Source organism: Pseudoalteromonas sp. JC28 (assembly GCF_013319255.1).
Taxonomy (GTDB): domain Bacteria; phylum Pseudomonadota; class Gammaproteobacteria; order Enterobacterales; family Alteromonadaceae; genus Pseudoalteromonas.
Window position 1 is genome coordinate 190,581 of sequence record NZ_QOKX01000003.1, and the last position, 21,028, is coordinate 211,608.

General features: G+C 43.1%; 16 protein-coding genes. 7 read left to right on the forward strand and 9 right to left on the reverse strand.

Going from position 1 to position 21,028, the window contains the following annotated elements; all coding sequences use genetic code 11:
• Nucleotides 1–100: 100 nt before the first annotated feature.
• Nucleotides 101–373: an ISAs1 family transposase gene (locus tag DS891_RS24805; RefSeq protein WP_158299157.1), complete on the forward strand. Its 273-nt coding sequence runs from the start codon at nt 101–103 to the stop codon at nt 371–373.
• 506 nt (nt 374–879) lie between these two features.
• Here the strand turns inward: DS891_RS24805 and DS891_RS08555 are convergent.
• Entirely contained in the window at nt 880–2,319 is a 1,440-nt protein-coding gene (locus tag DS891_RS08555) for a chitinase (RefSeq protein WP_174169516.1), read from the reverse strand.
• Between the two features lie 215 nt (nt 2,320–2,534).
• Here DS891_RS08555 and DS891_RS08560 point away from each other — a divergent pair, with 215 nt between their 5' ends.
• From DS891_RS08560 to DS891_RS08570, 3 genes are read left to right on the forward strand one after another with little or no spacing between them, the layout of a single operon-like run.
• Nucleotides 2,535–3,092 (forward strand): GNAT family N-acetyltransferase, encoded by a 558-nt coding sequence (locus DS891_RS08560; protein ID WP_102058401.1) that lies wholly within the window; start codon nt 2,535–2,537, stop codon nt 3,090–3,092.
• Between the two features lies 1 nt (nt 3,093).
• Nucleotides 3,094–4,428: an FAD-binding oxidoreductase gene (locus tag DS891_RS08565; protein ID WP_174169517.1), complete on the forward strand. Its 1,335-nt coding sequence runs from the start codon at nt 3,094–3,096 to the stop codon at nt 4,426–4,428.
• The gene (locus tag DS891_RS08570; RefSeq protein WP_254605776.1) at nt 4,428–4,796 is read left to right on the forward strand and encodes a GNAT family N-acetyltransferase; all 369 of its coding nucleotides are present in this window, start codon (nt 4,428–4,430) and stop codon (nt 4,794–4,796) included. The genes DS891_RS08565 and DS891_RS08570 overlap by 1 nt, the downstream gene beginning before the upstream one ends.
• A 127-nt stretch (nt 4,797–4,923) precedes the next feature.
• Here DS891_RS08570 and DS891_RS08575 read toward each other — a convergent pair whose 3' ends face one another.
• The 7 genes from DS891_RS08575 to DS891_RS08605 all read right to left on the reverse strand — a co-directional run bounded on the left by DS891_RS08575 (nt 4,924) and on the right by DS891_RS08605 (nt 14,865).
• Nucleotides 4,924–5,907 carry an HD domain-containing phosphohydrolase gene (locus tag DS891_RS08575; RefSeq protein WP_174169518.1) on the reverse strand — a complete coding sequence of 328 codons (984 nt, stop codon included), beginning with the start codon at nt 5,905–5,907 and terminating at the stop codon, nt 4,924–4,926.
• Nucleotides 5,907–9,185 carry an MHYT domain-containing protein gene (locus DS891_RS08580; protein ID WP_174169519.1) on the reverse strand — a complete coding sequence of 1,093 codons (3,279 nt, stop codon included), beginning with the start codon at nt 9,183–9,185 and terminating at the stop codon, nt 5,907–5,909. The genes DS891_RS08575 and DS891_RS08580 overlap by 1 nt, the downstream gene beginning before the upstream one ends.
• A gap of 178 nt (nt 9,186–9,363) precedes the next feature.
• Nucleotides 9,364–10,431, reverse strand: a complete 1,068-nt coding sequence (locus tag DS891_RS08585; RefSeq protein WP_174169520.1) for a lipocalin-like domain-containing protein — start codon at nt 10,429–10,431, stop codon at nt 9,364–9,366.
• The gene (locus tag DS891_RS08590) at nt 10,421–12,886 is read right to left on the reverse strand and encodes an ABC transporter permease (protein WP_174169521.1); all 2,466 of its coding nucleotides are present in this window, start codon (nt 12,884–12,886) and stop codon (nt 10,421–10,423) included. Before DS891_RS08590 ends, DS891_RS08585 begins: the two co-directional genes overlap by 11 nt.
• Nucleotides 12,879–13,535: an ABC transporter ATP-binding protein gene (locus DS891_RS08595; RefSeq protein WP_174169522.1), complete on the reverse strand. Its 657-nt coding sequence runs from the start codon at nt 13,533–13,535 to the stop codon at nt 12,879–12,881. The genes DS891_RS08590 and DS891_RS08595 overlap by 8 nt, the downstream gene beginning before the upstream one ends.
• 108 nt (nt 13,536–13,643) lie before the next feature.
• Nucleotides 13,644–14,336, reverse strand: a complete 693-nt coding sequence (locus DS891_RS08600) for an SDR family oxidoreductase (protein WP_174169523.1) — start codon at nt 14,334–14,336, stop codon at nt 13,644–13,646.
• A 142-nt stretch (nt 14,337–14,478) separates the two neighbouring features.
• Entirely contained in the window at nt 14,479–14,865 is a 387-nt protein-coding gene (locus DS891_RS08605) for an STAS/SEC14 domain-containing protein (protein ID WP_174169524.1), read from the reverse strand.
• 170 nt (nt 14,866–15,035) lie between these two features.
• Between DS891_RS08605 and DS891_RS08610 the strand changes: the two genes are divergently transcribed.
• Nucleotides 15,036–15,833: a putative porin gene (locus tag DS891_RS08610; protein ID WP_010603740.1), complete on the forward strand. Its 798-nt coding sequence runs from the start codon at nt 15,036–15,038 to the stop codon at nt 15,831–15,833.
• 144 nt (nt 15,834–15,977) lie between these two features.
• The gene (locus DS891_RS08615; protein WP_174169525.1) at nt 15,978–19,229 is read left to right on the forward strand and encodes a S41 family peptidase; all 3,252 of its coding nucleotides are present in this window, start codon (nt 15,978–15,980) and stop codon (nt 19,227–19,229) included.
• A 37-nt stretch (nt 19,230–19,266) separates the two neighbouring features.
• Here DS891_RS08615 and DS891_RS08620 read toward each other — a convergent pair whose 3' ends face one another.
• The gene (locus DS891_RS08620) at nt 19,267–20,148 is read right to left on the reverse strand and encodes an alpha/beta hydrolase (RefSeq protein ID WP_174169526.1); all 882 of its coding nucleotides are present in this window, start codon (nt 20,146–20,148) and stop codon (nt 19,267–19,269) included.
• Between the two features lie 198 nt (nt 20,149–20,346).
• Here DS891_RS08620 and DS891_RS08625 point away from each other — a divergent pair, with 198 nt between their 5' ends.
• On the forward strand, nt 20,347–20,874 hold the full coding sequence (locus DS891_RS08625; protein WP_217448610.1) for a hypothetical protein: 528 nt from the start codon (nt 20,347–20,349) through the stop codon (nt 20,872–20,874).
• The last annotated feature ends 154 nt before the right edge of the window (nt 20,875–21,028 follow it).

Consider the following 21,028-nt stretch of genomic DNA (forward strand, 5'->3'; position numbering starts at 1 on the left):
TTACAATGAGCATCATTGCACATTTAGGCTGGATTGAAGACCCTAGAACTGATGTTAATATTAAAGAACCTGATGTAATGGTCTTGTCGACATATTAACTTTGATTGCCATATTTAGTGGCGCTGACGGATGGAAATCAATTCAAAAGTTTGGTGAGCTGCAACTGGATTGGCTAAGGCATCATTGTTCCTTTGAAAATGACATTCCAAAACGTCATTGTGTTGCTAATATAATCAGAGCATTAGATGCAGATACTTTACTCGAGGCACTGTTAAAATGGATTAATTCTCGTCGAGAAGCACCTCAAAAGCCACACATAGCAATTGATAGATGCTTCGAGGATGCTGGAAAGACAATGTGTACAATGCGCTAAATGTGGTTAGTGCATTTGATTTTGATAATGGGCTAGCCTTATTTCAACAAGTTGCGCAACATCAAGGTAAAAAGACCGTTTAGCTGCGAAACGAAGAAGAACAGATTGGAAAGGTGATTTTAGGACGGAGTTACTCTTTGGTTAATCTGCGAGCAAAAGGGAATCCCATCCTAGCACCTTAGCCACAACGAAGTTACATATAAAAAACAACAAAATGTACATCAATAAAAACTCAATTAAGCGAAACAAAGAACAAATTTGGGAATTTTTTTCAAAAACTTGAAAAACAAAACATACAGTTTTTTAAATATTAAAAACTATAAAAAAACCAAAAACCATCAAAAAACAATTAATAAAAACAAAAAATTAAATAAATAACAATAAAATTTCAGTAGTAATAAGACGGGGTGTTTTTAAAAAATAAATAGAACTAAAAGTAATACAAGGTGAGTTTTAGGAAAAAATAAATCTATTAAGAATAGAGGCGGGAAACCCGCCAACACTATCTAGTTAACAGCCAACCAAGGGCCAGAGCCATCGGCAGCAGGTATATTGCCTTTAGTCCACCACTTGGCTTCGTAGATCACACCATTGTAGCTCGCTCTATCACCTTTTAAGTAAACCTTGTCGGCATCCCAAGCGGGTACACCGTCAACAGGCGGTTCGGTAGGATTGGTTGGTAAATCATCGACAACTCGTACTTCAGGCCAGCTTGCGTGTGATTGATAAAAGTTTGTCACGCATTTCTCGTAGTCTCCTGGTACAAGCGCTGAATAAGCCGTTTGATACCCCACGAGTTTACACTCAAATGAATATCCTCCGGGGCGATCTGCATAATAAGCCCAATCACCTTCCCAGTTGGTGTAGAGGACATCAGTTGCGCCGTCAAGATTTAAGCTTCCGTATGGTGTTTGCTGCCAACAGGTATTTTCTTCATCGGCTTCAATCGTGATGTTGTAATAATGCGAAAGCCCTTCCCAATAACGAATGCGGTTAACGGGCTGACCCTTGTCTTTATTTTGCGCGCCACACTCAATACCGCCATTGATAATATTAATCGTGGTACCAAAGCCATAACCAATCCCAGCCTCACTTTCACGCAAGGATGGCGTCCAAGTTCTATCAATAACGTGTAACATTGCAGGTTTTGGCGCTTGCGGCGTTAAGAAAAACCAAATTGCAGACGCTAAATTTAGCCAAGAGTCAGCCACTAAGCCCGGATTGTTTAATAACACCGTTGCATCACCGTTAAACATGACTTCACTGAACGCGCCGTAGTTGAAGTGATATGAAAGCTGCTTAGCGCCTCGGCCAAAATATCCTTGTCCCGCCCCACATGGCCAGCGGCGATTTTGCCAGTCATTTTGTCCACACCCTGTGGTATAGCCTACTTGTCCTTCTGACCAACCCATTTCACGCACATGCACCAAAGCTTGTTGCCACTCTTCTAACCCGAGAGGGTTATCAGAAATGTTGTCTTTGGCAATATGCCCCCCTGTTTCTTGGGCAAAATGCGCAAAAGCAGTCACAATAGAGCGTTTACAAATTGCATCGGCGTCTCGGCCATCAGTATAGTCGCCGCAAAATGCGGGAAATTTACCAATGGCACGTAAAAAACGCGTGTAGGTGTATTCAGGTGCCGCCATTTGCGTAAGAAATTGCCACTGGGTTTGACCAAATACCCGTTCAGCTCTTTTTACATTATCAGGGTTACTGGCAAGGCCCGGCGAAATTGCCTCTACAACTGTATTGTCTCTTGTTTCCAGTGCTTTAGACCAAATAGCATACATAGGGTTGTTGGTTTTCGCGCTCTCGGCATTCTTCAATTCTATTCGAGAAACAATATAACCATTGGGGTTTTGTGGATCGGGCTGCGGACTCATGGCCATTACTTGACTTGCAGTTATGGCAAGCGAAACTGCAGTCGCTAGTTTTAGAGTATTCATACTTTTCCTTTACATGTTGTTGTTAATAATGAGACTCATCAACTCAACAATTATTAACAAAATGACATCGCTGTCAAATTTTGTTCACTTTTTATTCTTACAACATATGTAATAACGTTTACTCAAATCGATGAACCTTAGCGTTTTTGGTACATAATCTAACGTGGTATGCTAGTCAAAACGCCTCACAGTAAATAACAACAATAGAGCAGCCTATGAAAATTATTCCTTTACAACCAGAACATTTCGAGCGTGTTATCGCACTTGGTAATCTCGTTCATGGTGATAATTATCTTGATGACGCAAGCATTGAACAAATGCACCAAAAAGGCTGTAAAAACGGTATTAATGCTTCCTTTGTTGCCCTAAACGATGAAGGCGAATTACTCGGTTTTAGAACATCATATAGCGCCGGACAATGGCCTATAGATAGGTGGAGTTCACCGTCTTTGTGGCCTGTTGATCAAAATGATATGGCATATTTTAAATGTATCGCGGTATCACCGAACGCACAGGGCCAAGGTATTGGACCCCAATTACTAAAACACGCAATAACAGCATTAACACAACAAGGCGCGAGAGCTGGCGTTGCACATCTTTGGAAACAAAGCCCAGGTAACGGTGCCGTTAAATACTTCACTAAGGCCGGTGGCAAACTGATCAAAGTCCATGATGATAAGTGGTTAGACGACTGTATCTATCACGGCTATGTCTGTACTATTTGTGGTACTGAATGCCATTGCCAAGCAGCAGAAATGGTATTGGAGTTTTAAGATGTCAGGGTTTGATCCACTCACTCAGCCACATTGCCAAGGCCAAGCTTTTGCCAATAGCTACTGGGCTGCAACCTGCCCTATAGGTACCCCCACCCCTTCGCTAGATAAATCATTACAAGTAGATATCGCTGTGATCGGTGGTGGTTTTACGGGCTTACTTACCGCCTACCATTTGGCAACCACTCATCACCAAAGCGTTGCCCTATTTGAAGCCAATCAAGTTGGCTTTGGCGCGAGCGCGAGAAATGCGGGATTTGTGCTACCAAGTACGGGACGGCTTGGTTATGCGCAACTGGCCAAAAAGTATGGTCTGGATGTCAGTAAAGCCATATATCAAGAGTACAACAACGCCGTTGCTTTGGTCCGTGAACATATCGACGCCAATCACATTGATTGCAATGTGCAAGCATCTGGCTATTTGAAAGTTGCACACAATCAGCAAGCATTTTCGCTACTAAAAGCGCAGTCCGAATTTCTCACTGCAACCATGGGTAGCAAGAGCCATCAGTTACTGTCTCAGCAACAACTGACCGAAACCTATATGCACAACCAGCAAGGGTTTGGCGCATTGCGATTTGACAACGCGTTTGGTGTTCACCCTTTGAAGCTGTTACTAGGTTACAAGGCTTTAGCACAGCAAGCTGGTGTGCAACTTTATGAAAATAGTTTGGTCACTCATTACCAGAACCAAAATGGCAACCACCAGCTAGAAGTGAATGGCCACAGAGTCTCGGCGAACAAAGTCGTGATCGCAGCAAATGCCTACGCTCAACGACATTTTTCGCCATTAACTCAAGGACGTTACCTGCCTATTTTAAGTAGTATTATCGTGACTGAACCACTCAGCGATGAGCAACTTGCTGTCAATGGCTTAATGACAGAGCAAGTCGTCATGGATACCAGACGGCTTAAATACTACTATCGTCGCCTTCCCGACAATCGCATTTTATTTGGTGGACGAGGTGCGGTGTTTGGCCACGATCAGGAGAACGCTAAATACCAACACAACTTGCGTTCAGCGCTTAACGATTGCTTTCCTAACCTCAATGCTAAAGTTCATTACTTCTGGAGTGGCTATATTGCCGCCGCACTTGATGATCTCCCCCATATCTACAGTGAAAATAACACTGGATATGTGCTCGGATATTGTGGCTCAGGTGTGGCATTTAGTGCTCAGGCAAGCATTCGTCTTGCTGAAAAATTAATGGGTCATAAAGTGCCTGATTTACCCATCTATACAAAGCCGCTGCCTAAATTTCCAATGCCACAATTAAGAAGAGTGGGCCAACTAGCGTATTACCAATATGCGCAAATAATGGATAAGGTAACGTAATGCCCAACGCCACAATTCGCCCAGCTGTACCCTCTGATGCATTAAAGCTTGCCGCGCTATCGATTCAGGTTTGGCTCGATACCTATGCAGTCCAAGGACTCCGACAAGAATACGCAGAATATGCGCTTTCTACCTTTACAGAAACCTACTTTATATCTTTGCTACAGCAAGAAGAGATCAGCATTTACATCGCAACGCATCAAGGTGCGATACAAGGTTATATTCAAGCTAACCGTCACTCGAGATACCACCAGCAAGATCTTGGCTTTGAAGTAGAGAGACTCTATGTGCTAGGCCGGTTTCAAGGATGTGGGATAGGTCGGCGGTTACTTTCTCATATGGTAGACAAACTTGGCGAGCGGTACTAGCTCTATACTTGGGTCGAGAACGAATCAAATCGATTTTACGAAAAACTGGGACTGGCGCTGATTGGTAAACACCGTTTTCAATTTCATCAATGGGAAATTGAGAATAATGTCTACCACGCACCGGGGATTAGTCATACTGTGCTTTAATCTTTAGGATTTCTGGTAGGTTTTCATCGAGCAATTCAACTAACTTTGGGTCAAAGTGCTTACCACTTTCAGAATGAATGAAGGCCAATGCCTTTTCGATAGGCCAAGCCTCTTTATATGGGCGCTTTGAAGTAAGCGCATCAAACACGTCCGCAAGCGCACAGATCCGTCCTTCAAGTGAGATTTCTTCCCCTTTTAATCCTTTTGGATAACCGCTTCCATCAAATTTCTCGTGGTGCTCCATCGCCATTAAATATGCAAGCTTGACGAGTTTTGAATCAGAGTCCGCAAGTATGTTTGCACCCAGCTCAGCATGTTGTTTCATCACCTCATATTCTTCGGCATCTAAACGTCCAGGTTTCAGCAAAATGCTGTCGGCAATACCGACCTTGCCAATATCGTGCATCGGGGCGGCGAGCATCAAATCTTCCGCATACGCTTCCGGTAAACCGCAAGCTTTAGCAAGCACAAAGCAGTAGCGGCTCATTCTTGCAATATGTTGGCCTGTTTCATTGTCTTTGTATTCCGCCGCCTGACCGAGCCGCTGCATCAGTTCAACGTATGCACTTTTAAGCTCAGTAGCACTGACTAAAGACAAGTGCGTCTTCACTCGCGCTCTAGTTATCGCAGGGCTGATAGGCTTTGTAATGTAATCAACACCACCTAACTCAAAGCCTCGAGCTTCGTCAAACTCTTCACTCAAGGCAGTCACAAAAATCACCGGGATCCTCGCTGTGGTAGGGTCTTCTTTTAATTTGGAGCAAACCTCAAAGCCTGTCATTTCTGGCATCATAACATCGAGTAAAATTAAGTTAGGTAGTTCCTTATCTACTAGCTCCAGCGCCAATTTTCCAGACTTTGCAAACTTCATACGATAATGATTACCCAGCGTTTGCTTTAAAATTTGTAGGTTCGTTGCTTCATCGTCAACGGCTAGGATCAGAGGCTTGTGGTCATTTATCATTACACATCAGTACTCATTAATTGTGCGAGAATTTCCTCCGCACGTTCAAATTCAAAATCATCCAATGCATGTTTCAACGCCTCTACCTGGCTTCGGTACGTAAGGGGCGCGCTCTCTAACAATGCGTCAAGCACATCATCCTCGACTTGCGCCTCATCTATCATCTCTTTTACTTGTGGCAAGTTTTGCTTAAACAAAAAAACGTCGCCCTCACTCAACGCGTTGGTTACAACTTCTTCATCACTCAGTCCAACCACGTCGTCTAGTTTTTCAATAATGAGCGCCATTTTAGCTCTCAAGCGCTCGTCAATTTCCTTCTTACCCTCTATTTGCTCAAGCAGAGCAAAAAGTGTCTCCAACGCCAAGTTTCCAGCAACGCCTTTGATGGTGTGAATATTCTGTAGTACATCATTCGTAAACTGACCTTCGTGGGCAAAAAGCGCTACCACTTCTTCTCTTTTACCATCCCAAAAACGCGCCAATTCTTTTAAAAATCGAGCTTCACTGCCCCACAAATTTATCGCTCTAGCTCTATTTATAAGCTGCTTGTTGCTGGTTTGCCTTACTCCAATCGCCGTATGAGCAATATTGATATTGAGCGTTTCAGCAATAGTGCGAGTTAAATCTTCTATCACCACTGGTTTTGAGGCAAATGCAGCCATCCCTGCAGCTTTTGCAGCCGCTCTATCCTCGCCTAACACACTCGCGGTAAGGGCGATTACCGGTGTCTCTTGTTGCCTATTTTCTCGTTCATATGCTTTGATAGTGCGCGTTGCCTCAAGTCCATCACAACCCGGCATATGAATATCCATTAGAATAAGATCGTATTGTTGCGCTTTTGCTTTTTCGATGGCCTCAAGCCCATCCCCTGCGACCTCTATACTATGACCTTGCTTTTCAAGTAATAAGCTCAACAATTCGGTATTTTGTTGAATATCATCGGCAACCAAGATATTTAATGGGGGAAGTTCGACATGAACATCTTGCGCTATTGTGAATGCCGCGATTTTCTTAAGAGGCACAGTAAAGTAGAAAGTAGACCCTTTTCCAAGCTCACTGTGAGCCCATATTTTTCCACCCATTAACTCGACTAGCTGGCGACTAATGGTCGTCCCAAGGCCTGTACCACCAAAGCGGCGACTCATGCTCTCATCGGCCTGTTCAAAGGGATTGAAAATTGAATCTAGTCTATCGTTGGCAATCCCTATACCTGTGTCCGCAATTTTAAACAGTACATAATTGTCATGAGAGGACTCAACGCTAAGCTCTACACGGCCCTGTGCAGTAAATTTAATGGCATTACCCAATAAATTTACCAATACCTGCCGTAAGCGGTCGGAAGCACCATGATAAGTTTGATGCAAACTGTGACTCATCGTGAGCTCTAGTTTTAAGCCCTTTTTCTTTGCTTGATACCAAAACGTCGATACCACGTTGTCGAGTAGCTCAGAAATACAGAAATCATTCTCAATCAGGTCGAGCTTGCCTTGGTCCAGCTTAGCGGAGTCTAAAATATCGTTAAGCAAGTGCAGTAGCGCCTTTGCACTCGTAAGTATCGTATTTACATGCTTACTTTGATCAGGTTTCAGCTCAGACTCTCTCAGTACTTCACTAAATCCTAAAATGGCATTCATCGGTGTGCGAATTTCATGACTCATGTTCGCTAAAAACGCTTGCTTGGACGCCGCTGCGCTTTCAGCAATGCTTTTTGCGCCACGTAGTTCGTCTTCCATGTTCTTGCGCTCGCTAATATCAAGTAATACGCCCGCAATGCCCTCAACTTTACCCGCTTGATCGTATTCAAATGAACCTTTATCCAGCACCCACTTGGTATGGCCTGATTTGTGTAATATTCGATATTCCTGCGAGTAACTCGCTTTGCCGCATTGCAGTGCTTGTTCAACCACATCGTGCGTTAAGCTTTTGTCATCTTCAATAATCAAGCTGGCAAAATGAACTTGCCCAGAAATAAATTCTTCTGCTCGGTAGCCTGTAAGCTGCTCGACAATGGGACTTACGAACGATATCGTCCATTTGCTATCAATCCGGCAACGAAATGCCACGCCAGGCATGTTATTTAGCAGCGTCCGATGACGCGATTCCTGCTCAATCAGTGCTTCTTCCATTTGCTTTTGCGCTGTTAAGTCAGTGATAAAACCCACATAAAACGCGCTTTGGTCTTTTAACTCAACCTCTCCTATTCCCAGCCGAATAGGTACCAGATGCCCGTGCTTGTGTAGCGCCTTGATTTCACGGCCAACCCCCTTAAATTGTTCAAGGTAAGTGCTGTCGAATGATACTTTCGTTTGCGCTTCTTTAGGTAAAAACACAGCAACATTGCGACCAAGCGTTTCTCGCTCAGACCATCCTAAAATTCGTTCAACTAACGGGTTACAGCTTTTAATGATACCATCACCATTGATAGTGATGATCCCATCAACGGCTGTTTCTAGGATAGCCGCAAGCCTAGATTCATTAGCGGCTTTGTCTGCAGCCACTGAGCGGTACTTGCTCGCGGTATGAATAAGCGCAGATAAAGCGCTAATGATCATACTGACAGCAGCAATAAACAATGCAAGCGATTGAGTATGCTGCTCTTGCATTTCTTGGCTGATAATTGGTGAGTCAGATACAAATTTTGCCGCCTGCATGCCCGTGTAATGCATTCCTGACACCGATGCCCCAAGTGCCAAAGCGCCTAGCCATCTTACAACACTGATATTGTTATCACTGACATAATCACGCAGTTTACTTCTTGCTTGAATTGCGATGAAGGCAAGTGACACAGCGACGACAATTGATAAACCAAAAAGTGCGGGGTCGTAACCCAGCATAGGGCCAAGCTGCATGGCTTCCATACCGCTATAGTGCATGGTGCCAATGCCCGCCCCCAAAATGACCGCGGCGAGCCCCTTTACTGCAAGTGTGACATTTGGTCGAGTTATCAAATCAAACGAAACCCAACAACCTAAGAAAGCGGGGAAGATGGACGCCGCAGTAAGCCAAGGATCGTAATCCACTTCAACACAAAGTGAGAACGCTAACATGCCAATGAAGTGCATACTCCAAATACCACCAGACATGGCTACAGCACCGCCAAATTTTGCAAGCCGATTTATACGACTATTTTGATTTTGCTCAGCAAAGTCAATCTGGATAAGCGTAAAAAATGAGGCGATAACAGCCACAAGTACAGATAACGCTACAAGCGTAGCATCATAAGTTCCGTTGAGTAGCAACTCTGGTGCGGGATCGGTTACAAAAAACGTATTTAACATAGCAACACGGATAGTAAGATATTCCTAGAGTCTAGCTTTCTAGGACTGAGTTTGACAGAAAAAATCGCTGTTAAAACAAGATTTCAGGATAAATTCATGTTTAATGTGGGCTAATACTATCTCACTAGGAAGTTTAAAGACAATATAGGTACAAGTTAATCGGTATAGCCAATGCGGGCTATTCGTATCCGACTAGCTCAGCGTACCCTTCACCGGTATAGCCACCGGACACTTTTACTCTTCCTTCCCAATACGGGATAGTCAGCCGGTTTCTCGCATCACGATTGATACTTTCGATCAGAATAACAGGACTGTGCTTTAGCCGTAGTTGCCATTTAAATGGATAGCTTACTCCATCTAACGAAACCTGCTCCAAAACACTTAATTGAATATCCTTATGCGCTATTTCTGTCGTGCTACCCTCAGCTGTAATTTCAGTGCCTCGGCAATCTCTGTAGACTTGTTGGCTATCACGAATGCAAAATACCATTAGTGCGCCGTTCGATCTGTCTTGACCGCGAATACTAAACCAATCCCAGCCGCTTTGTGCCTTACTGATAAACGAGGAAGACCATTCCCTATCGAGCCACGCGTCACCGCTGACTTGATGTGTGTCACCTTGAAAAGTAAGCTCACCCGAGACGCTTAAAAAAGGATAGCTGTAGTACATGGAAGCGTGGCCGTCGGACGTTTTTTCACTGTAGCCATTGTTCCCATGTAGCACTATCGGACTTTTTCTCAGTGTTAAATTAACACTGTTTTTTTCTTCCTCAGCATGAAGCGTTAACGGAAAAAATGTTTCCGTCGCGCTGCGCAAATACCAGTTATCTAATTGCGTGATAAATGGGTCAGCTTGAATTTTTACTTGCCCTGCTCTTCCGTATCGTTCGAAGGATTGGTGTCTGGTATTATCTTGAATTGCAAAATGCGCAAAGTATAACTCACCATCCCACCATGGACTGACATATTGAACGCTGACAACTGAGGTTCTAAATAACGTCCATTGAACACCAAATTCTTGCCCTGAATCACTTTTTAAGTTTGCAGTAACATACCACCATTCAATGCCTTGATCAGGATGGCTACCGTGATCACGCGGAAAACTTAACTGATATACGGGAGAGACCGGATCGCCCAACTGAAGATTGAAAAAATCACGTTTTGAAGCAGGTGCTTCTGACAGCTCCGGAGTGCAGCCGACTCCCACCATTAACAGTAATAAAACGATAAGATAATTAGTCTTCATACAACAGATCCGCAGTATCGTGACGACTCAGTTTGAGTAGAGGTAGTACACTAACCAGCAAAGCTAAACTAAAAATGAGGGTGATAAAGACTGCGATCTCAAGATAAGGTAATAGAAAAGGGATCGTCCAACCGAAGCCAATTGGCATCACAAATTTAAGTAATATCCACCCGAGCATTCCCCCGAGTATCGTCGCCAACACTAAACTCACAAGCAGAATAACAGCGCTCTGCCCTAATTTAATAGCAAATGCTTGCCAAGTGGTAACGCCTAATGTTTTTAAGATGGCCAAAGGTTGAATTTGCTTAGCGCCGAGAGTCAGTAATGATACCCACAACCCAAATAGCGCGATAGCAACTATCATTAAATTTAACGCGTGCGTTGCGTAAAACGTATGTTCAAACAAACGCGTAGCGTATTGTTTAAAGCGCTGATTTTGAACCACTTGTGAGTCGTTTAAATGGAATTGCTGTATGACCTTTTGCTTAAATAAAGCGGTATCAATATCTGGCTTTAGAACAATTGAAAAACCATATGCTTCATAGTTAAGCCCGGCGTTTTCAATTGCGTCACTAACAGCGACGAACACCGCGCGCTGTTCGCCATAATCGTAATAAAAACCCGTTATCTCACAGTTAATATGCTTTTTGCCTTGTTGCAAACGAATACGCTGACCCAACTTTACGCCATACAATAATTTGCTTGGCTCGTTGGCAAGGCACCTACTCACATTTTTATTCGCATCATAGTAAAGCACTTCGTTATTAGGTACAGCTCCCGCAAGCAGCGTAAGATTGTAGTGATGTTCGCCAGAGCGACCAAAGCTAATCAAACTCGCTGATTGAGTGCCTTGTTGATGTGAGCCCAGGCCATAACTTATCTCTGCACGCCAAAATACACCGGCCTTTTCAATATCCTTTTGGCTTAAGAGCCATTGATATTGCACATCGGTAACTTCACTAGGCCGCACATATAGATCTGCGCTAAGGCGACCATCTAAATGGATCTGCAAAGCTGAGCTAAAACTACTCACCATAATTTGCAACCCTACGGAAGTGCCAACCGCAAGCAACACGGCATAAACACTGATTGCAAGTACTCTGATCTGCTCGACACTGTCTGCTTTCATCCATTTGACTAATGGATGCTGAGTTGGAATACCTTTAAACGCAGCCCACAGTGCCAATGGTGTTATCATAAAAAAGAGCAACAGTAAGCAAACGCACAACCCAAGCGCATGAAATGGCGCTTCGCTACCAAGATAAAAATACCCAGCGGCCGTAACCAATAGACTTCCACTCACTATTTTACTCTGCCAAGATTTATAAAAAGTAAGAGGCTTTACTTGGCAATATGCCACACTTGCAAGTACCAAAAGGTTTAACACAAATGCTTGCAGCACGACTAACCAACTGAAATTAACCGGTAAACGCCTATCTAATGCAAATAGGCTCTCTAACGCCATAGAGATCTCGCTCACCAATAAGTTCGCCCCTAGGAAAGCCACACCTGCGCCCACCGATGCAGCAATCAAGCTTAAGACGAGCACCTCAATGACTACCGCTGCGACTACATTTGCTTGAATACATCCAAGTAGTGTGAGTTGCTGATGTAGTTTTTTTCTTGCGTGCAGACAAAGCTTTATAGCGTTAAAACTTAAAAAAGCGCCAACCACGTAGCCTAGGAATGCAAGCGCTTGCAGGTTGAAGAAAAACGCCTTCGACAACGAGTCGAAAGACTGCGCTTGTGCACTTTGCAGCTGTGCTTTATTACCTAAAATCTGCCTAACTTTTGCCTCATCCAATACTGCATTTGAGATCTCTATATAACTAATTCGACCTGCTGAATTCAGTAAATGGTCAACTAATGCAATATCGGCTATTGCAACATCGCCAGTAAGTTCCGATAAAACAGCGAAATGCACATCCGTATCAAGAAGCTTGATCACTTCATGCCTTCTGAGCGACAAATGTTGGGCCATCTCCTCAGATACGTAAATTGTATTAAATCCGAATTGTAATGGTGCAGTTTGATTGCCTGACTTATCTCCCTGTGATTGCACTTTAGGTAGAGAAAGCCATTTCAAAGTATTAACCCCTTTAATGCGAAGCCTGTTCTCACTGGGCACGACCAGCACACCTTCCAAAACCGGTTCAGCCGATACCACTCCTGCGTTTCGCAGCGCCGTCCATACATCTCCAGTCAACATCTCGCGGCCTACGCTTGGCCGAACAAAGTGACTAATTGGATTATTTATAAGTGCGCTGGTTTGCTGGTAACGATCCGTTGCTTCTTGATTTAGTCCTTGAATTGAGCCAAGTAAAGCACTACCCAAAGATAAGCCAAAAACGAATAACAAAAACAACCAAAGATGCCTTTTATAGAACTGCATAAACACCGTGAGTACCAGCCTAATTTCTGATAACGCGCTCAGCCGTTCCATCGTTTTAGCCATAAGCACGGTTATTTTGAATGGTGATTTTTCTATCTAGGCTGTCAGCAAGGTGTTGGCTGTGTGTAACCATAAGCAAGTTAACGCCTTGCTCTTCACACAGCTCACGCAGAAGTAATACCACTTCTTCGCTTTTCGCAGCATCTAAGTTGCCCGTCGGCTCATCGGCCAGCAATAACTTAGGCTTGTTGATCATGGCACGTGCGATACCAACTCGCTGCTGCTCACCACCTGACAATTGCTGAGGCAAGGCCGTTAATTTATGTAAAATCCCCAAACGCTCTGCCAGCGCATCAACATCGCTTTGCTTTGGGTTCAATTGATTGAGCTGTGCTTGAAAAACAATATTGTCGTAGACGGATAAAGGTGCAAGCAATTGATAGTGTTGAAATATCATCCCTAACTTGCGACGGTAGAGCGCCTGTTCAATATCATTAAACTGAGTAATATCCCGGCCATCAATAATAATACTGCCGCTATCGGGCTTTAACAAACCACCAATCAGATGGATAAGTGTCGTTTTACCCGACCCGCTATCACCAACAATAGCGACCTGTTCTTTAGCAGCAATACTGAGACTAAGCTTATCTAATACAACTCGATTCACTTCACCATCACGACGCGTGAAGACTAAATTTTGAACTTCTACCACTGTATGCACATTCCTTTACGACTATGTGGACGCTACGCAACGTACCTTCCTCATTAAGTAACCAAAATTTTTTATTTCTCGTGTAAGCACAGATTAGTTGCCAGTTTATTACCAAGGAATAGCGTCACCGCTATAGTCGTAAAAGCCACCGCTTTGTGCATCCACAAAGTGTGATAACACGGAGTAGATCCCATTTGCAGACTCGTCCGGGGTAATTAACGCGTTGGGGCCCCCCATTTCCGTTTGAACCCAACCAGGATGAAGCGCAACAGTTCGGATCCCCTCACTCAGTAAATCATTAGACAAGCTCTTTACCACTGAGTTTAGCGCAGCCTTCGAACTGCGATAGATATAGCCGCCACCTTTGGTATTCATGGTGTGACTGCCGACCTTAGAGGAAATGGCCGCAAAAATCTTTTCATTACCGTTGCAAAGATGGGTGTAAAATAGTTCAGCAAGTCGCATGGTGGAAAAGACATTAACCTCCATAACTTCTCGCCACGCTTCTATATCGGTTTCACCAAACGCATAGTCTTTCGGCCCATATATACCCGCGTTGTTGATAACGATATCTATAGCTACAGGCGCCAGTTTCTCGCTTAATTCTTCCATCTGGTCGTAATTGGTCACATCTAAGGCAAACACTTGGAGCTCAGGAAAAGTTGGCGCGAGAGAGTTAAGTTCTGAAGCAGTAAGCGGGTCTCGACAAGTTGCTAATACGTGCCAGCCAGCCTGCAGATAGGTTTTAGTTAACGCAAGTCCAATACCGCGGTTTGCACCAGTGATCAGTATTTTTTTCACAGTCGAAGCTCCTAAGCCGTTATGACAAAAGCCAATGGTGTTAATTCACTATACTGATGATAGGTTGAATAATCCACTTTTTGCAGATGTGACTAGCATCTCGAGCCACAATGCATAAATCATGAATTTAATTCAACTTTAGTCAGTCTCGCTCTTTAAGCCAATTCAGTGCATCTTCTTTATCATCAAAATACTTCACTTTACCAGTAACAAACCAGTTACCTATTGTTGCAGCAAGTCGATGCCAATTTTTACCGCCATATATTGCTACTTTGGCAAATTCAGTGCTATGCTCAAAGGCGAATTGGAAGTCATCCCACATGGCTCTTGGCTCCCAGCCTTCAAAATCAGTCGCATCAAGAAATGCATAGATTTTAGGCGATGTTACCGCTTTCAGTGCACTCTCGATTATTGGTGTAATAACAACATAATCTTCATGAGTGAGTTTACCTGTAGGCTTAAGTGTGAGATAAATATTATCTCCAAAGCGCTCAGTGCCTATTGATATACCGTGAAATGAATTTTTCATTTTCACTTCCTTTATGTTTATCTCATAAACAAAAAGCATAATTAAGTCTCAGCTTTTTTGCCAATATCCAAACTTTTTTCATTATTGTCAGCTTCCGTTCAGATTTCTAATACTACCATGCGCGCCGTTGAGTCGATGTAGCTCAATATATGGAAATTAAAGGGATGACTATGAAAAAACTACTATCTATCGCAGCTGTTTCACTACTTGTTTCAGCAGCAGCTCAGGCTAACACTGGTAACGTACAAAAAGAGTGGTTCAACACCGCTAGTTATACAGATTATGATGGCTCTGACAACAGCGCACTGATGCTTTCTTCTCGCTATTTCTTCGCACCTCAAGAATCAGTAGGCGTATGGGATGACTTTGGCTACCTTGATACGGACAGCAATGTAGGCGTAAGTTACTTTAACGATGATTATTCAAATGCTTTCTCAGCGCGTGGTGAAGGCTTCATTACTAAAGAATGGTTTGTAACTGGTAGCATCGCTGATCTTGGTGAGGCTGACGACCATTACTCTGTCGGTTTTGGTTACTTATACAACGACAACCTAAAACTAAGCGTTCGCCACGAAGAGTTTGAAATTGGTGACGTAACTTGGTTCAAAGCTGAGTACAACCACGAACTAAATTCTACAGATTACATTGGTTTCACTGTTGAAACTGAAGACGAATTTGATTATCTAAACCTAAGTGCACGTTACTTCATGCACGTAGGTGGTGAAAGCTACTTCACAATCGACGTAGAGCACAACCGTGTTGATACAGATTTTGAAGATGACTCTGTAACAAACGTACTTGCAAACTACTACTTCACTCGCAACTTTGCGCTTGGTCTAGGTTCATATGATTCAGACTTAGCAGTAGAAGCTAAATACTTCTTCAACGACACTTACTACCTTAAAGGCAGTGTGGTTGACACAGACGGCGGTGAAACAAGCAACCTAACTTTTGTTGCTCAGTTCTAAATCAACACATGATTGAGGTACATCTGTACCTCCCCCAACTACTCAACATCTCATCGCGACCACACTCCGCGGTGGGGTGTTTTTTCACATTTTGAAACAAGCTACTCATCTAAATTGGGTGCATTTCACTTATCAATCGTTATTATGTATCAAAATAATAACGGAAATGCCTATATTATGATGAAGATAAAAACACTCGTGCTCGCCATTGCTGCGGCAGCCGCGCCTTTTGTTTCGGCGTATCAGACCGAAGATACTCGCCTACTCCGCTTTCCAGATATCCACAAAGATAAAGTCACTTTTGTATATGCTGGCGACATATATATTGCAGATACCAACACAGGTAAAAGTCAGCGTCTAACAGACCATATTGGTTTTGAGACCTTCCCTAAGTTCTCTCCAGATGGCAGCAAAATCGCTTTTGCCGCCGAGTATAATGGCAGCCGCCAAATCTATGTGATCAATGCTGATGGTTCAGGATTAAAGCAACTCACTTACTACAACGATGTTGGTCAAATGCCTCCTCGCGGTGGGTTCGACTATCGCGTGATGGACTGGACACCCGATGGTAAACATATCGTTTTTAGAGCAAATCGCACACCATGGGGCAAACGTATGGGTCGCCCGTATATGGTACCAGTAGAAGGTGGACTTGAGCAGCCGATGGCCATTCCAGAAACGGGTGGTGGTATGCTTTCCGCTGATGGTAGCAAGTATGTTTACACACCAATCGACAGAGAGTTTAGAACTTGGAAGCGCTCTCGTGGTGGTCGAGCTCAGGATGTATGGATTTACGACCTTGAAAACAATACGTCCAAACAACTCACCACTGACAAAGCCACCGATCAACAACCAACTTGGGTGAATGACAGTATTTACTTTGTGTCTGATCGTGACTACACGCTCAACCTTTATAAATATCGCGATGGCAAGTCACCGGTTAAAATGACTGACCACAAAGACTTTGACGTGCTGTGGCCTTCAGCCGGGCCAGATGCCATTGTCTACGAAAATGGCGGTTACTTATATCGCTTTGACGAAGCGACAAAAACAACTAAAAAGCTAAAAATCGATGTAGCAGGTGTACGTCAATATGCCATGCCATATAGTAAAAACGTTAGCGACTTTATTGATTCTATGGATATATCACACGATGGTAAGCGTGCATTGTTTACTGCCCGTGGTGAGTTATTCTCAGTCCCAGTAAAACAGGGTCCAACTCGTAACCTCTCTTACACACCAGAAGGTCGTGAAATTGAAGCAAGCTGGTCACCGAATGGCCGTTATATTGCCTACATGAGCGATAAAACAGGTGAATATGAGATCTATCTCAAAGATAGAGCAAATAACAACAAAACCATCCAGTTAACTGACAATGGTACCATCTGGCGCTTTACACCAATTTGGTCCGCTGATAACAGCAAACTACTCTTCGCAGATAAAAACCACACGCTATGGTGGGTTGATGCGAAATCTGGCGATATGCATAAAATTGACACCGCCAAATACGACGAAGATGGTCTAACTGAATATACTTGGTCGCCAAACAGTGAAGATATTGTTTTTGTTAAAAACAATGAAAACCGCTACGCCTCGCTTTGGCACTATAACACTGAGGATAAAAAGGTCACTCGACTGACTGACAACATGACCAGTGAGCGTAACCCTACTTTCTCTCCTGACGGTAACTACATTTATTTCACTTCTGAGCGCGACTATAACCTCACCTTTAGCAGCTATGAATTTGATTATATGTTTAATAATGCCACGCGCATTTATAGCGTTGCGGTGAATAGTCAGATCAAGCCGCTTAATGCCTTTGAAAGTGATGAGTTAAGCATTCAATCAGACGATGAAACGAAAAAGGACAGCGACAAACAAGCAAATCGCATTGAGGCCAACGGCTTTATGTCACGGGTTGTATCACTCTCAGCCCCAGCAGGTAATTACGGTTCGCTTACAGGTGTTGAAGGAGGCGTACTAACCTTAACAGGCGGTGCACTAAAGCTCCTCGGCACAGAGCCAGATAGCAAACTAGAAACCGTCGCCGAAGGCGTAAGCAGTTATAAGGTTGCTGCTGGCGGTAAGCACCTGATCGCTCGCGCTGGTAACAACTTCAGTGTAATTGCACCAAAGCCAAAGCAAGATTTAAAAGCCAGTCAGCTTGATTTATCTAAGATGACACTGAAAATCGACCCGAAAGTTGAATGGCAACAAATGTATGTAGAAGGCTGGCGCACATTACGCGACTGGTTCTACGACGAACATCACCATGGTCAAGATTGGGGTGCTATCTTGGAGAAGTATCAACCACTTGCCAGCGCTGTCGCACACCGTAGCGACTTAGACTATGTACTTAGTGAAATTGCGGGTGAAATCAACGCAGGTCACATCTACGTACAATCTGGTGATGCCCCAACAGCCGAGCGCAAAAAGCATGGTTTACTTGGCGCAGAAATAAGCGCTCATCAGTCTGGCTACGTTAAAATTGAGCGTATCTACAAAGGTGAGAACTGGCATGAAGACTACCGTTCACCACTCAATGAAACCGGCGTGAATGCCAATGAGGGTGATTACATCATCTCGGTCAATGGTCGCTCGGTAAAAGACGTGGTTAACTTTTACGAGCTACTTGAAAACACCCAAGGCGAGCAAGTTGAGTTGGTATTGAGTAAATCACCAAGCGCTGATGATAGCTGGAAAACCACGGTAAAACCTGTTGCCAGCGAACAAGGCTTGCGTTACATGGCATGGGTTCAATCACGTGCTGACTACGTGGATAAATTATCAAACGGTAAGATTGGCTACGTTCACCTACCAAATACTCATTATGATGGTAACCGTTCATTATTTAAGAACTTTATGCCACAAACGAGCAAAGATGCGCTGATCATCGACGACCGTTATAACGGCGGCGGCTTTATCCCTGAGCACATGATCACTTGGCTTGCTCGTAAGCCACTTAACTATTGGAAACGCCGTGGTGTTGAGCCAACAAAAACTCCACAATTTGCCCACGATGGTCCAAAAGCCATGCTTATCAATGGTTATTCAAGTTCGGGTGGTGATGCCCTACCTTACTACTTCCGTCAGGCAGGTCTTGGCAAACTGATTGGTACTCGCACTTGGGGTGGCCTTATCGGTATCTCGGGTAATCCAAGTCTTGTTGACGGAGGTCAGGTTATCGCTGCAACCTTCCGAATTCTAGATAACGAAGGCAATTGGATCATCGAAAACGAGGGTGTGAGCCCTGATATCGAAGTGATCGATAGACCAGAGCTTGTTCATGCCGGTAAAGACCCTTCTGTCGAGCGTGCAGTGAAGGAGCTGTTGAAAGAGTTAAAAGATAGCCCGAAGAAAACACTGACAGTGCCTCCTGCGCCGTCTAAGTTCTAATGACTATAAAAATATAAAAGGCTGAGCAATCAGCCTTTTATATTTTCGAACAATCTTTATTCCTATCTCTACGCGATAAATCTCCCAAAAATTGTACGAGTAGCTTTGTTGTTTCATTTGTCGGCGTTGATGCAAGTAAATGATGCTGATAATTAGGTATAAAAAACTGTTGTGCACAGTGATTTTTTAATACCAACTTGCTTGACTCTGGAAGTACATCATCTTTACCTGAATTAATTACTAATAGATTTTCATAATAGTTAACAACTTCAAGTCCATCTGAGAAGTACTTTTGCAAATCATTTTCAATTAAATATGACTCTATCACCTTATCGATTAATCCTTGCGGCAAGTACTCAATATATGAAACCGTTTTTGAGGCAGCAACATTTAAGTCTTCCCTAATTAAAAATGGTGCCACACCAATCAAATTACTAGGGTTATACTTTTGAGCTATATGCAATGCCGGTAGAAAGCCCATAGAAAATCCGATAACATTGACTGACTTATAATTAGACGATAATTCAGGATAGTAGTCGACCAATTTGCTACCAAACGAAAATGTAGTTTCATCAACGCTTTTCAAGTCCATTACAATGACATCTGATCCCAATGAGGAAAACCAAATCGCGTAGGAAGTCAGTAGTGATTTATCCACGGCAAAACCGGGGATCAAGAGAGTTAGCTGCCCGCTCAAATCGAGAGCCCGAGCCTGCTCTTCTCTCACTATTTTGTAACCGGCACTGATACCATTAATTTCAACATTCATATCAATGTCATCCTTGATTGAAATATCACTTGGATAAAAGTCATAAGTCAACGTGTACTCACCTTTTTTTAATTTCCTTTCAATTTTTTTGACATTTATCAACTCTGTGTCGACAACTAGTTTTAACTCATATTTCAATGATTTACTCATAACACTTCGACCTATTGAAGTGCAACCAGAACTAATAAGAAAAAATAAAACAACAATTAAAATTGATCTTTTTGCACACATTAACTAATCTCCTCCTTGCAGTACTAATTTCATATTAAAAAGGATATTTTATGAATTGTAAATTTAGAAACTCAATTATCGCTGCAAATTTATTAGTTGCACTAATCCGGATGTAAAATGACAGCGAATGCAGAGCACGCTCAAGGCAGAGTGTCTATTCAATGCCAAGTTATTATTGGTGGTCCCTCTTCATCCAACTCAATTATTCAAACTTTTGCACCAGAAATTTTCGATCAATATGGTCTAATTAACCTTTCAAATATAGATGCATCCAAGTTAGAGTTTGAAATAAATAATTTATATAATATAAATGATATTAAAGATAACCGTATTCTTATCATTTTGAAGTCAGGTCAAAGTATTTTGGCTCGTAAATGGTTTGATGTATATAAAGCTGACTCGATGTATAGGTTGAATAGCCCTCAATTATTTTCAAACTGGGCTATGACCTATGAAGCGGTGGCGGATGGTTTCGACATAAACTTTGCTCCAAAACCTCGGATAATTACGGCACCGAGTAGCTTTTCAGTCAAAGGTAAGTATCGAAGCGCACCTCTTTTCGAATCGCCACAGGTACAGTTTGAAGGTTGTGAACGTTTGCCTGAATTCCCAGTACCGGATCCTGGTTACTATTGCGAACGGTAAGACTTGCTAGCTAAATTCAGTGAGTAATTATTGATTACTCACTTCTAATAACGATCTACGTTTAGACACAACATATAATCCCCACCCCGTAATCTTGTGTAATCGCCTTTTTTTACTTTTACAGCTACTTTCTAAAGAGAGTGGTGTTTTCACC